Origin of the sequence: Tepidimonas sp., from assembly GCF_029335975.1 — a bacterium.
Classification (GTDB): domain Bacteria; phylum Pseudomonadota; class Gammaproteobacteria; order Burkholderiales; family Burkholderiaceae_C; genus Tepidimonas.
On sequence record NZ_JARJMT020000153.1, the window covers coordinates 21,287 to 34,214 of the forward strand.

General features: G+C 65.1%; 11 protein-coding genes and 1 tRNA gene. 6 read left to right on the forward strand and 6 right to left on the reverse strand.

Annotated elements, in window-relative coordinates; translation table 11 throughout:
- The first annotated feature begins 328 nt into the window (after positions 1–328).
- Positions 329–1,534: a 2-C-methyl-D-erythritol 4-phosphate cytidylyltransferase gene (gene ispD, locus P3W97_RS08700; protein ID WP_300845867.1), complete on the forward strand. Its 1,206-nt coding sequence runs from the start codon at positions 329–331 to the stop codon at positions 1,532–1,534.
- A gap of 28 nt (positions 1,535–1,562) precedes the next feature.
- On the opposite strand, the gene P3W97_RS08705 is transcribed toward ispD, so the two are convergent.
- From P3W97_RS08705 to P3W97_RS08715, 3 genes are all read right to left on the reverse strand, one after another.
- Complete coding sequence (locus P3W97_RS08705) at positions 1,563–2,864, reverse strand: ATP-binding protein (protein ID WP_300845869.1); 1,302 nt, start codon at positions 2,862–2,864, stop codon at positions 1,563–1,565.
- A complete protein-coding gene (ompR, locus tag P3W97_RS08710) occupies positions 2,864–3,583 on the reverse strand; it encodes a two-component system response regulator OmpR (protein WP_300845871.1) in 720 nt (239 codons plus the stop codon). The genes P3W97_RS08705 and ompR overlap by 1 nt, the downstream gene beginning before the upstream one ends.
- Positions 3,584–3,679: 96 nt before the next feature.
- A complete protein-coding gene (locus tag P3W97_RS08715; protein WP_300845873.1) occupies positions 3,680–4,450 on the reverse strand; it encodes a 3-hydroxybutyrate dehydrogenase in 771 nt (256 codons plus the stop codon).
- Between the two features lie 76 nt (positions 4,451–4,526).
- Here P3W97_RS08715 and P3W97_RS08720 point away from each other — a divergent pair, with 76 nt between their 5' ends.
- The 4 genes from P3W97_RS08720 (at position 4,527) to dnaB (ending at position 9,381) form a co-directional block, all read left to right on the forward strand.
- Complete coding sequence (locus P3W97_RS08720) at positions 4,527–5,504, forward strand: alpha/beta hydrolase (RefSeq protein WP_300845875.1); 978 nt, start codon at positions 4,527–4,529, stop codon at positions 5,502–5,504.
- A complete protein-coding gene (locus P3W97_RS08725; protein ID WP_300845877.1) occupies positions 5,501–7,717 on the forward strand; it encodes a bifunctional (p)ppGpp synthetase/guanosine-3',5'-bis(diphosphate) 3'-pyrophosphohydrolase in 2,217 nt (738 codons plus the stop codon). Before P3W97_RS08720 ends, P3W97_RS08725 begins: the two co-directional genes overlap by 4 nt.
- 64 nt (positions 7,718–7,781) lie before the next feature.
- Positions 7,782–7,858, forward strand: a tRNA-Val gene (locus tag P3W97_RS08730).
- A gap of 104 nt (positions 7,859–7,962) precedes the next feature.
- On the forward strand, positions 7,963–9,381 hold the full coding sequence (dnaB, locus tag P3W97_RS08735) for a replicative DNA helicase (protein WP_300845878.1): 1,419 nt from the start codon (positions 7,963–7,965) through the stop codon (positions 9,379–9,381).
- A 54-nt stretch (positions 9,382–9,435) separates the two neighbouring features.
- Here dnaB and P3W97_RS08740 read toward each other — a convergent pair whose 3' ends face one another.
- Positions 9,436–9,840 carry a group II truncated hemoglobin gene (locus P3W97_RS08740; protein ID WP_300845879.1) on the reverse strand — a complete coding sequence of 135 codons (405 nt, stop codon included), beginning with the start codon at positions 9,838–9,840 and terminating at the stop codon, positions 9,436–9,438.
- A 205-nt stretch (positions 9,841–10,045) separates the two neighbouring features.
- On the opposite strand from P3W97_RS08740, the gene P3W97_RS08745 reads away from it, so the two are divergent.
- Positions 10,046–11,413, forward strand: a complete 1,368-nt coding sequence (locus tag P3W97_RS08745) for a sigma-54-dependent Fis family transcriptional regulator (protein ID WP_300845881.1) — start codon at positions 10,046–10,048, stop codon at positions 11,411–11,413.
- A 30-nt stretch (positions 11,414–11,443) separates the two neighbouring features.
- Here P3W97_RS08745 and P3W97_RS08750 read toward each other — a convergent pair whose 3' ends face one another.
- Positions 11,444–12,190, reverse strand: coding sequence for a cytochrome c (locus tag P3W97_RS08750; RefSeq protein WP_367184612.1), 747 nt, complete (start codon positions 12,188–12,190; stop codon positions 11,444–11,446).
- On the reverse strand, positions 12,190–12,928 hold a 739-nt coding region (locus P3W97_RS08755; RefSeq protein ID WP_300845885.1), incomplete at its 5' end, for an FCSD flavin-binding domain-containing protein. The genes P3W97_RS08750 and P3W97_RS08755, both read right to left, overlap by 1 nt.

Here is a 12,928-nt window from a genome sequence, read left to right on the forward strand (position 1 = left end):
TGTAGGCTTCGCAAGCCTGCGCGATACAGCGCACCGCCGTCTGCGCAGACAGCGAGAACCGTTCGCGCAAGGCGGCATCGTCGCATTTCTGAATCGTGACGGCGCGTATGGTCGCCCAAGGACGCAAACCTGATCGGGCGTTGGCAACCGTTGCGTATGCAGCGCCAGTTTCATAATCCGCATTACAGACAAAATGCTTCCATCTTGCAATGCTGTCACGACCGCCATGCGGTCGGCGCTATCCCTCCCCGGTCTGCAGGACGCAGCCGCTTGCCCAGACAGGGTTAACAGTCCGAATACCTCGCGTCTGGCGCCCAGCCAGGTCTGGATGCCATGGCCCTCGGACGCACAAGGTCCGTCGCGCTGCTATGCGCTGGTTCCGGCGGCTGGCAGCGGTAGCCGAGCGGGCCTGAGCACGCCCAAGCAATACCACGTGATTGCGCGGCGTCGGGTGATCGATCACACGCTGGCCGCCCTGACGGCGGTGATGGATCTGGTCGGCATCGGGGTGGTGCTGGCACCGCTCGACAATACCCCGGTCAGCCAGGATGTGAGGGTCCGCACCTGGCGCGTGGGGGGCGCTACCCGCGCCGAGAGCGTGCTCAACGGCTTGGTGGCGCTGGCCCAAGCGGGTGCGCGCGATCACGATTGGGTATTGGTGCATGATGCGGCGCGTTGTCTGGTGCAGCCGGCAGACATCCAGGCCCTGATCGACGCCTGTCGCGACGACCCCGTGGGCGGACTGCTTGCGGTGCCGTTGGCGGATACGCTGAAGGAGGAGGGTCCCGACGGTGGTGTCGAACGGACCCTGCCGCGAGAGGGCAAATGGCTGGCGCAGACCCCGCAGATGTTTCGCTTGGGGGCTTTGCGCGACGCCCTTTTGGCCCACCGCGACACGGGTTTTTCCGGGATCACGGACGAGGCCAGCGCTCTGGAGCGCCGTGGCGCTCGCCCGCGGCTGGTGCGCGGCAGCAGCCACAATTTCAAGCTCACCTACCCGGAGGATTTTGTCGTGGCTCAGGCTCTGCTGACCGAAGCCGAAGCACCGGCTTGGCGTATTGGCGAGGGTTGGGATGTCCATGCCCTGGTGCCTGGCCGGCGCCTGGTGCTCGGCGGGGTGGAGATTCCATTCGACCGCGGCCTGCTGGGCCACTCCGACGCCGATGCGCTGCTGCACGCCATCACAGACGCGCTGTTGGGCGCGGCGGGTTTGGGCGACATTGGCGCCTGGTTTCCCGATACGGACGAGCGCTTGCGCGGTGCGGATTCGGTGCAGTTGTTGGCCGAGGCCCATGCCGCCGTTCGTGAACGGGGGTGGCAGCTGGTCAATGTCGATGCCACCGTCATTGCTCAGGCGCCGCGTCTGGGCCCCTATCGCGCCGCCATGCAGGCCCAGATCGCCGCTTGTTTGGACTTGCCGCCACAGGCCGTCAACGTCAAAGCCAAGACCGCCGAACGGCTGGGGCCCGCGGGCCAGGGTTTGTGCATCGAGGCGCGCGCGGTGGCGCTGTTGCAGCGCGCGCCGCGCGCCTGAAGCCGCTGCTGCTGCGGGCGCAAACGGCTCAAGCTGGCCGCAGCCGCAGCGTCACCGATAGCCCCCCCCCATCGGCATTACGGATATGGCAGTCGCCCCCCATGCGCTCCAGCGCACGCCGCACGATCGCCAGGCCCAGGCCGCTGCCCGGGGCGGTACGAGCGCTTTCTGCGCGAAAGAAGGGATCCGTCAGCCGTGGCAGCGCCTGCGGTGTGGTGCCCGGACCATGGTCGCGCAGCGCGAGCTCGATCCATTCGCCCCGCCGCGCGACCTGGATATCGATACGCACTCGGCCATCGGCGCTGCGGCCATGCCGCGTCGCGTTCTCGAATAGGTTGGTCAGTACACGCTGCAAGGCCGCAGCGTCTGCCATGGCGTGCAACCCTTCTGGGGCGTGCATGCGCAGCTCGACGTCGTCGCGCTGGCGATAGGGGGCGGCAGCCCGCTGCAGCGCAGCGGTGATCGGTGTGGCCTGCAGGCAGGCGGGCTGCTCACGTGCGTAATCCAGAAACTGACCGATGATGGTGTCCACGTCTGTCAAATCATCGACCATCCGGGCTCGCGTAGTAGCGTCTGGCACCCCCATTTCGATTTCCAGTCGCAGCCGTGCCAGCGGCGTGCGCAGGTCATGCGAGATGCCCGCGAGCATCAGGCGCCGGTCCGCCTCGGCACGGGCGAGCTGCTCGGCCATGCGGTTGAAGGCCCGGTTGACACCCGCGATTTCACGCGTGGGCAGGGCGTCGTCCAGCCGTGCGCCGTCGAAATCACCGTCGCGCACCCGCGCAGCGGCCTGCGCGAGTCGTTGCAGGGGCTGGTTGATCAAGCGCGTGATTGCCGCCGCGCCAACCATCGACAATCCAAACGCCGTCGCCAACCAGGCCAGCCAAGTACGCCCGCGCACAGTGTCCAGCCGCGATGGATCGGCCAGCAGCCAGTACTTCTCCCCCTCGATGGCAAAGCCGATCCACAACCCATCGAATCCATTGACCTCGCGCGCCACGATCGTTCCGGGGCCCAGGCGTTCGACCAGGGCCGAGGCGACCCGGTGACCAGCCGAGTCGGCCTCAAAGGGGGTGTAGGTGTCGTGTGCGTCGCGCACCGCAATTCGCACATTTTCCTCGTCCACCAGGGTCTTGACCAACGCCACGCGGGCGATGGGGTCGGTGTAGATGAGGGCCGCACGCGTCAAATTGACCAGCGACGCCAAGGCTTGGGCACTCTGCAGGGCACGGGGCTCTTGCTCCAGTGTGCGAAAGGTCTGAAACCACGCCAGCACGCTGAGCAGCAACAAGCCCGACAGCAGCAGAAAATTGCGCCAAAACAGGCTCATCAGTCGTCCGGCACGAACATGTAACCCACCCCCCAGACCGTCTGAATGTAGCGCGGGTTGGCAGGATCGGGCTCGATCAGCTTGCGCAGGCGCGAAACCTGTACATCCAGGCTGCGATCGAAGGGCTCGAACTCCCGCCCGCGCGCCAGTTGCGCCAGCTTGTCGCGCGACATGGGCTGGCGCGGGTGGCGCACGAGCGCCTTGAGCATGGCAAACTCGCCCGTCGTCAGCGGCACTTCGGCGCCGTTGCGGGTGAGGATGCGCTGGCCCAGATCAAACACGAACGGACCAAAGTGCACCATCGCCTTGTCTGCAGCAGCGGCTCCCGGGGCCTCGGGGTGGGGGCGGCGGCGCAGGACGGCATGGATGCGCGCCAGCAGCTCGCGCGGATTGAACGGCTTGGGCAGATAGTCGTCGGCGCCCAGCTCGAGGCCGACGATGAGATCGACGTCCTCGCCCTTGGCGGTGAGCATGATGATCGGTGTGCGGTTACCGCTGGCACGCAGGCGCCGGCAGATGGACAGCCCGTCCTCGCCCGGCAGCATCAGGTCGAGCACGATCAGGTCCACCGGGTCGCGCAGCAGCAGGCGGTCCAGGCGCTGGCCGTTTTCGGCCAGCAGCACCTCGAAGCCCTCCTGGCTCAGGTAACGGTGCAACAGTTCGCGGATACGGGCATCGTCGTCGACGATCACGAGGCGGTCCGGGCGGCGCGTATTCATGCAGGCATTGTGGCGCGAAAAAACCCGCAGTGACCATGCCGGCCAGCGGATCGAATCAGCCGGATTGTGGCGCTGCCGCTGCAGTGCCCCAGCGCGTCACTGCGCAACCCAGCCGCCGTCCATGTTCCAGGCGGCACCGCGCACATTGTTGGCTGCCGGCGAGCAGAAAAACACCGCGAGTTCACCCAATTCCTCGGGCGTGGTGAACTGCATCGAGGGCTCCTTTTCCCCTAGCAGCAGCCGCGTCGCCTCCTCGTTGCTGACGCCCAATGCCGCGGCCTTGGCATCGACCTGCTTTTGTACCAACGGCGTCAGCACCCAGCCCGGGCAGATGGCATTGCAAGTGACGCCGGTGGTCGCCGTCTCCAGCGCCACGACTTTGGTCAGTCCGACGATGCCATGTTTGGCGGCGACGTAGGCGGACTTTTGCGCCGACGCCACCAGGCCGTGCACCGACGCAATATTGATGATACGCCCCCAGTTGGCAGCCTTCATGGCGGGCAGCGCCAGCCGGGTGGTATGGAAGGCGCTGCTCAGATTGATTGCGATGATGGCGTCCCAGCGCTCGGGCGGGAAATCCTCGATCGCCGCTACGTGCTGAATGCCGGCATTGTTGACCAGGATGTCCACGCGGCCGAAGCGTTCGGCGGCGGCGCGCATCATATCCTCGATCTCGGCTGGGCGACTCATGTCGGCGCCGTGGTAGAACACGTCTGCGCCCAAAGCGCTGATTTCCGCCCGCGCCCCATCGACATCGCCGAAACCGTTGAGGACGATGTTGGCCCCTTGGCGGGCCAGGGCCTTGGCGATGCCCAGCCCAATGCCGCTGGTGGATCCGGTGACGAGGGCCGTCTTGTGCTCTAGCATGATGAGCGCTCCCATTCCTTTACGATGTGGTGATCGACGTCGACGAAGCTGCACGAATTATCCGCTACACATGCCCATGGAACCGACGCTGCATCACCTGGCCGTCCCTGGCCCCCGCGCTGCACATGGCGGGCCCCGTCGCATCGCCTGGTGGGAGTGGAACGCCACCGGAGCCGCCCACCCCACCCATCTCGTCGTGTGCGTGCACGGCCTGTCGCGTCAGGCGCGCGACTTCGATATGCTGGCGCAGGCGCTGGCGCCGCACATGGCTGTCGTGTGCGTGGATGTGGCCGGCCGCGGCTTGAGTGACTGGCTCGACGACCCGATGGCCTACCAAATTCCGACGTACGTCAGCGATCTGGCGGCGTTACTGGCCCACTTGCGGCAGCGCTACGCCGCAGCGGCTGGCGCCTGCGAGCCGCTTGCGTTGCGGATCGACTGGGTAGGCACCAGCATGGGTGGGTTGATTGGCATGGCGCTGGCGTCGCAGCCCGCCATGGGTTTGCGCCGCCTCGTGCTCAACGATGTCGGGCCGGTGATCGAGCGGGCTTCGCTGGAGCGCATCGCGCAGTATCTGGGCCAGAGAACCGTCTACCCCAGCGAGCAGGCGGCAGCGGATGCGCTCTGGGAGGTGTCCCGCACCTTTGGTCCGCACACGCCACAGCAGTGGCTGGCGCTCACGCGCCCCATGCTGCGGCCGGTCGCCGGGGGATGGACGCTACACTACGATCCCGCCATCGCGGTGCCGTTTCGCGCCTTGCTGGAGATCGAGCGCGCAGCCCAGGCTGCAGACCCCGTCGCCGCAGCCCAGGCCCGCTCTGCAGCACAACAGATGGGCGAGGCAAGCCTGTGGGCGATGTACGACGCCATCACCTGCCCCACGCTGCTGCTGCGCGGGGCCGAGTCGGATCTGCTGTCCCGTGCCACGGCCGTTGCCATGACGCAGCGCGGTCCGCGCGCGCGGCTGGTGGAGTTCGCTGGGGTGGGACACGCCCCGACGCTGGTGCAGCAGGACCAGGTACAGGTCGTGCAGGACTTCCTGCTGGCAGCATGATCAGTCGCATCCTCGAAGCGGACGAAGCCCCCGGTACGGCCCCGGCGATCACGTCTGCGCTGGCTGCGCCAGCCAACAGCGACGGCCGCGCTCTGCAGCGCGCCCGGGCGTTTGCCGAGCCCTTGCTCAGCGGCGAGGCGTTGGACAGCGGCGAGCCGACGCTCGACCATGCCGATGCCGTGGTCCAGATCTTGGGCCGCATCGGCGGCACGCCCGATTTGCAAGCCTGTGTGTACTTGGTGTATGCCAGCCCCTATCTCGCGCGCCCGCGCGAAATGATCGCAAGGGCGTTCGGTGAAGCATTCGCCGATGTCGCCATCGAGACCAATAAGCTCATCCAATTGCAGCGCCAGGCGCGCCAGCGCAGCGCGCCAGCCAACGCCGCCGCGTCCGCGCTGGATGCCGCCCAGACCGAAAATGTGCGCAAGATGCTGCTGGCCTTCTCGCGCGACCTGCGTGTGGTACTGCTGCGGCTGGCCTCGCGGTTGCAGACGCTGCGCTACTGCGCTGCCGTCAAACGTCCGCCGGAGCGGGCGCTCGCCGCCGAGTCATTGCAGGTGTTTTCCCCGCTGGCCAACCGCCTAGGCATCTGGCAGCTCAAGTGGGAGCTGGAAGATCTGGCTTTCCGCTTTCTGGAACCCGACACTTACAAGCGCATCGCCAGCCTTCTCGACGAAAAACGGGCTGAGCGTGAGACCCTTGTCGAGCAGGTGCGCCAACGCCTGGAGCGCGAGCTGGCAGCCCTCGGCTTGACGGCGCAGGTTCAAGGGCGGCCCAAGCACATCTACAGCATCGTCAAGAAGATGCGCGGCAAGGCCCTCGATTTCGATCAGGTCTACGACCTGCGGGCGCTGCGCGTGATCGTGGAGACCGTTGACGACTGTTACCGGGTGCTGGCGTGGGTGCACGCGCAGTTCTCGCCGGTGCCCGATGAATTCGATGACTACATCGCCAAACCCAAGCCCAATGGCTATCAGTCGCTGCACACCGTGGTGCGTGACGAGCGGGGGCGCGCCTTCGAGATCCAGATCCGCACGCGCACCATGCACGAGCATGCCGAACATGGGGTGGCGGCGCACTGGGCCTACAAGGAGGCCGGCACCAAGGGCTACGCGGGCGTGACGGCTGGCTCCGCGTATGACGCCAAGATCGCAGTGCTGCGCCAGCTGCTGGCCTGGCAGCGCGACTTGAGCGGCCTGTCGCACGGCTTGTTCGACGACAGCATCTACGTGCTCACCCCGCAGGCGGCCATCGTCGAGTTGCCCAAAGGAGCCACGCCGGTCGATTTTGCCTACGCGGTGCACACCGATTTAGGTCATCGCTGCCGTGGCGCGCGCGTCGATGGGCAGATGGTGCCCCTGAACACCCCGCTGGCCAACGGCCAGACAGTGGAAATTCTGGCAGCCAAAGACGGCGGGCCGTCGCGCGATTGGCTCAACCCCGAGGCAGGCTATCTGGTCAGTCACCGCGCCAAGGCCAAGGTGCGCGCCTGGTTCAATGCGCAGGCCGCGGCCGACAACATCGCACGCGGCCGCGAGCAGGTCGAACGGGTGCTGCAGCGCGAGGGCAAAACCGCCGTCAAGCTCGACGACCTGGCGCTAGAGCTGGGGTTCGAGACCCCGGACGACCTGTTCGAAGCCGTAGGCAAGGAGGCTTTGACGCTGCGCGCCATCGAGCAGCGGCTCCATCGCGCCGAGCCGACGCCAGCGCCCGATGAACTGGTGCTGAAAAAGGCGCGCACTCAGCCCGGCGGACGCTCCGGTGGCGTGCTGGTGGTGGGGGTGGGGGCGCTCATGACCACGCTGGCGCGCTGCTGCAAGCCTGCGCCGCCCGACGACATTCGCGGCTTCGTCACCCGTGGCAAGGGCGTAAGTGTGCACCGCGCCGACTGCCCCGATTTTTTGGCCCTGGCCCGCCGCCAGCCTGGTCGGGTGATCGAAGTGGAGTGGTCTGGCAGCCCTCCCGTCGGTCCCCATGCCCCCGTGTATGCGGTGGACGTGGGCGTGCAGGCGCAGGACCGGCAGGGCCTGTTGCGCGACATTTCGGAGGCTTTTGCGCGCGAGAAGATCAACGTCATCGGCGTGCAAACCCAATCCGTCAAAGGCGTGGCGTGGATGACCTTTACCGTTGAGGTGAGCGACGCGACTCGCGTCAGCCGCGTCATGTCGGTGCTGGCGGACGTGCCGGGCGTGCAGAAAGTTTGGCGCCGCTGATGGAAAGCCTCTTTTTCTGTTATTATCTCGGGTCTGTCGATGCATCGATTTGCTCAGACAAGACAGGCGCGTAGCTCAGCTGGTTAGAGCACCACCTTGACATGGTGGGGGTCGTTGGTTCGAGTCCAATCGCGCCTACCAGGCATCCCGTGCGCAAAGGCCCGAAGCACCCTTCGGGCCTTTGTGTTTTTGCGATCGGCGTTGTCCGTGGCCGTGCCGAGAGGGTGCTGCCACAATCCGGTCTCATGATCCACGAATCGTCCTATCCCCCGCTGACCGATGCGGTCGTTCCCGAATACGATGACCCGCAACTGACCCAGTTGCGGGTGCCGCCACACTCGCTGGAAGCGGAGTCCAGCGTGTTGGGAGGGCTGTTGCTCGACAACGGAGCCTGGGACCGCGTGGCGGATCTGCTGACCGAGACCGATTTCTATCGTCCCGAGCACCGGCGCGTGTTCGAGTCGATCGCTACCTTGGTCAATGCCAACAAGCCGGCCGACGTGATCACGGTGTATGAGCACCTGTCGAGCCTGGGTCGCGCCGACGACGTGGGGGGGCTGGCCTACCTAAACCAGCTCGCGCAGTTCGTGCCCAGCGCGGCCAACATCCGTCGTTACGCAGAGATCGTGCGCGAGCGCGCGATCCTGCGCAAGCTGATTGCCGTCAGCGACGACATTGCTTCGCAAGCGTTTGCGCCGCGAGGCAAGTCAGTGGCCACCATCCTGGACGAAGCGGAGCAAAAGATCCTGTCCATCGGCGAGGAAGGCAGCCGGATGAAGCAGGGCTTCCAATCCATGGACAAGCTGGTGGTGGAACTGCTCGACCGTGTGCAGGAGATGGCCGACAACCCCAACGACATCACCGGGGTGCCCACTGGCTTCATCGATCTGGATCGCATGACCGCCGGCCTGCAGCCGGGCGATCTGATCGTGCTGGCGGCACGCCCGAGCATGGGGAAGACGGCCTTCGCCATCAACATCGCCGAGCACGTCGCTTTGCATGAAGGATTGCCGGTGGCAGTATTTTCGATGGAAATGGGCGCCGCTCAGTTGGCGGTGCGGGTCGTCGGTTCGATCGGCCGCATCAACCAAAGCCATCTGCGCACGGGCAGGCTCGCACCGGACGAATGGCCACGCCTGACCGAGGCGATCGAAAAGCTGCGCCATGTCTCGCTCTACATCGACGAGACCCCGGGCTTGACGCCGTCGGAGCTGCGCGCCAATGCACGCCGGCTGGCACGCCAATGCGGCAAGCTCGGCTTGATCGTGGTGGACTATCTGCAGCTGATGAACGGTTCGGGTTCGAGTGAGGAAAACCGCGCCACCGAGCTGGGTGAAATTTCGCGCGGGCTGAAGATGCTGGCCAAAGAGCTGCAGTGCCCAGTGATCGCGTTGTCACAGCTCAACCGCGGCGTGGAGCAGCGCACCGACAAGCGCCCGATGATGTCAGATCTGCGCGAGTCGGGGGCGATCGAGCAGGACGCGGACATCATCATGTTCATCTACCGCGACGAGTACTACACCAAGGATCAGTGTCGAGAGCCAGGCGTCGCCGAGATCATCATCGGCAAGCAACGCAACGGCCCGACGGGCACCGTCAAACTGGCGTTTTTGAGCGCGCTGACGCGCTTCGAGAATTTGGCTGGCTACGACAGTGGCTATTGACTGTGGCGCGCCTACGCCGGAATTTGGCCGGGGTCTGCGCGCCACAAGGCCGCCTCAGGCCGTTGCAGCGGTGGTTACATTGACCATGTGGTCCGCCAGTTGCTGCAGCGCTTGCTCCAGAGCGCGACGCAAATTTTCGTCGCCAACTTCCTCCGCCAGTGCCAAACGCATGCACAACATCCACTGATCGCGCTCTGATGCCCCGATCGCGTACGGCAGGTGGCGCATGCGCAGGCGCGCAGGGCCTCGTTTCTGGGTATACAGCGGCGGCCCCCCCAACCAGCCTGATAGGAACTCGAACAGGCTCTGACGCGCAACGTCCAGGCTGGGTGGATGCAGCTTGCGCACACCCCAGGCTTCGGGTAACTCATCCATCAGATCATAGAAGCGGTTCACCAAACGCCGTACGGCAGCCTCGCCGCCGAGTGCCGCATAGGGGGTGGTCGGTGGGATCGTCACAGAGACCTCCTCAGACGGGTGCAAAACCAACTCCACATGTGGCCGCAACAGACGGCCACGTTTCGCTCTGGCTGCGGCAGATGCAGGATGCGTGCCAACCGGATGGCAGCCGCGCATCCCAGCGCAAGGTCGCCAGATATCCCCAACACCGGTTTGGTGTCGCCATTTGGCAGACAATCATGGCAGATGTTAAAGGATGGTCTTTATGAATCCGCTGCCCGAACTCGCTGCCTTCCTCGAAAGCTTGCCAGAGCCCCATATTTTGTTCGACCGCGAGTACCGCATCTTGGCGGCCAACAGCGCATATCGACTCGCATTCAGTCCGCAGCAAGAGGTGGTCGGACGGCGCTGCTTTGAAGTTTCCCACCATTTCGATCGGCCATGCGATCAAGCCGGTGAGTCGTGTCCGCTGGCGCAGTCATTGCGCTCCCATGCCCGCGAGCGCGTCCTGCATTTGCATCACACCCCCAAGGGCGAGGAGTATGTGAACATCGAGCTGACCCCGCTGCCTGATGGGCAGGGACAGCTGAACTATTTCGTCGAGAAGATGGCTGCGCTGCCCAGCGTTCATCCGCGCGCAGGCGAGGAAATAGCCCTGGTGGGCCGCTCGCCAGCGTTTCAGCGTATGCTCGCGCGTGTGGCGCGCGTGGCGCCATCGCAAGCCAATGTCCTGCTGTTGGGCGAGTCCGGCACGGGCAAAGAGCTGGTGGCGCGGGCCATCCACGAGGGCAGCCCGCGCGCTGCGCGTGCGCTGGTGGTTGTGGATTGTTCCAGCCTTCCCGAGGCGCTGTTCGAGTCGGAGGTTTTTGGGCACGAAAAGGGCGCTTTCACCGGCGCCACGCATGCCAAGATCGGGCTCGCCGAGGTGGCCAACGGCGGCACGCTGTTTTTGGACGAGGTGGGCGATATCCCGTTGTCGATGCAGGTCAAACTGCTGCGGTTGTTGGAGTCTGGCACATTCCGCCGCGTCGGCAGCACCGAGTTGCGACGCACCGATGTGCGGGTCATAGCGGCCACCCACCGCGACCTCGATGCGCTGATGCAGCAAAATCGGTTTCGCGAGGATTTGTACTACCGCTTGTCGACCTTTCCCATCCATTTGCCGCCACTGCGCGAGCGACGCGAAGACATCCCCTTGCTGGCAGCGGCTCTGCTGCAGCGCATGCTGCCTCAGCGGCGCCTGAGCCTGCATCCCGAAGCGCTGGCGTTGTTGCTGGCTCATCCCTTTGCAGGCAATGTCCGAGAGCTGCGCAATATCCTCGAGCATGCCGCCCTGTGGTGCGACGGTGATGAAATCTTGCCAGAGCATGCCCAGGAAGCCCTGAGCGCCAGCTGTGCGGGTGCGGCCAACCGCGCCCTGCCGATGCCGCCACGGACGCCGGTGACATCGAAGACCGACGCCGAGGCCGCGTGCACCGAGGCACTGCCGCGTGCACGCCGCGAGCAAGAGCGCGACATGCTGCAGCGCGCCTTGCAGGAATACCCAGGCAGCCGTGCGATGCTGGCGGCTCGACTCGGCATCAGTGAGCGAACCTTGTATCGCAAGCTCAAAGCGCACGGGCTGCTGGGCTAGGCCGCAGCCCGCGGCAGGCCCGCGCCCCACCTAACGCCGACGTTCGACGCCGAGATCGGCGTAATAACGGGCCAACGCCTCGATTTCGGAGCGGCTGAGCCGCTCAGCAAAAAAACGCATGCCTTTGGCGACGTCGTTGTTGCGTTGTCCACCGTGGTAGTGCAACATCGTGCGCACAAAGTACAGCGGATTTTGGCCTGCCAACGCCGGCGCTTCTAGCTTACCGCCTTGACCAGCGACACCATGGCAGCTGGCACACGGTGTGATCAGGCGTTGTGGATCGCCTCGACGCACCAGTTGCTCCGCAACCTGGGTTGTGGTGTCTTTCCCTGCACGCGCCGCCTGCTCCGGTCGCGGTGGTGGCAAGCTGGCGTAGTAGGCTGCCACATCCGCGATCTGTTGCGGTGAGAGCATCTGCGCGACATCGCGCATCAGTTGCGCACCCTGAGTCTCAAGACGGCGGCCTTGCTGGTAGTCCAGCAGCATTTTGGCCGTGTAGCTGGCTTTTTGGCCCGCCAAGTGCGCCCAATTTTGGGTCGGCGCCACACCGGCCTCACCATGGCACGAGGCACAAAACATCCGCTGGTGCACCTGTTCACCGCGCCTGGGGTCGGCTGCAGGCAGCGCCGATAAGGCTTGCCGCAGGCTCGCGCTGGTCCATTCGGCAGCGCTGGTCGTATGTGCGCCAGCCGCATGCGCCAAGCCATTGGTACCCAGCAATGCTACTGCAGTCAGCCAGGGGACGATCAAGCGTTGCATGTGCATTCCCTTTCGCATCAAGCAAAACAGTCTTGGGTAAAGGTGCGCAGCCACGCCTGCTGGTAGCGCGCCCCCAGCCGAATTTGTACCGGCGAAGCATCCAGCGGCAAATAGCGTGCCTTGCCGTTGACGCGGCCGATCTTGCCATCGGGTTGGATGCGAAACACATCGGCTACGAACAAGCCATAGTCTTTTCCAGCCAGTGCGTAGCAGGTGTTTTCCCACAGCGGCTCGGGGGCTTGGCGACCCGCCAGTTCCTCGACGACAGCTCGCGCGACCACTTTGGCCTGGGTGTTGGCGGAAAAGCCGCTCTTGGGCATCGCGTCGGCGATGCTGGCGTCGCCAATCACATGCACATTCGGCACCCGCGTCGAGGCGAATGTGCGCCGCTCGATGGGACAAAAACCGCTGTCGTCGGCCAAGCCGAAGCTGCGTGCGATGGCGCCAGCGCGCATCGGGGGAATGATGTTGATGACATCTGCCTGCAGCGTGCCGCCCTCGGTCTGCACCTGCATGCGTTTGGCATCGAGCCGGAGGAGGCGGCCGCCTTCCTTGGCGCGAATCCAGCTGATCATGCTGGGCTTCGCGCTGGGATGCAGTTCTACCTTTTCGCTTATTTTTTTTGCATAGTCGTCGGGCAGGGTAAAGCCGTAGAGACGATGCCAGCCCAGCATCATCGTTTCATCGGTGACGAATGCGTCCTTGGGGTCAACAATGATGACCTTGGCCGTGGGATTGCGCTGCAGCAACCATTCG

Coding starts and splice junctions, on each gene's coding strand:
- P3W97_RS08720 (WP_300845875.1), top strand. CDS start 4,527: ATGGAACCGACGCTGCATCACCTGGCCGTCCCTGGCCCCCGCGCTGCA.
- P3W97_RS08725 (WP_300845877.1), top strand. CDS start 5,501: ATGATCAGTCGCATCCTCGAAGCGGACGAAGCCCCCGGTACGGCCCCG.
- ompR (WP_300845871.1), bottom strand. CDS start 3,583: ATGAATACGCGCCGCCCGGACCGCCTCGTGATCGTCGACGACGATGCC.
- P3W97_RS08745 (WP_300845881.1), top strand. CDS start 10,046: ATGAATCCGCTGCCCGAACTCGCTGCCTTCCTCGAAAGCTTGCCAGAG.
- ispD (WP_300845867.1), top strand. CDS start 329: ATGCCATGGCCCTCGGACGCACAAGGTCCGTCGCGCTGCTATGCGCTG.
- P3W97_RS08715 (WP_300845873.1), bottom strand. CDS start 4,450: ATGCTAGAGCACAAGACGGCCCTCGTCACCGGATCCACCAGCGGCATT.
- P3W97_RS08750 (WP_367184612.1), bottom strand. CDS start 12,190: ATGCGAAAGGGAATGCACATGCAACGCTTGATCGTCCCCTGGCTGACT.
- P3W97_RS08705 (WP_300845869.1), bottom strand. CDS start 2,864: ATGAGCCTGTTTTGGCGCAATTTTCTGCTGCTGTCGGGCTTGTTGCTG.
- dnaB (WP_300845878.1), top strand. CDS start 7,963: ATGATCCACGAATCGTCCTATCCCCCGCTGACCGATGCGGTCGTTCCC.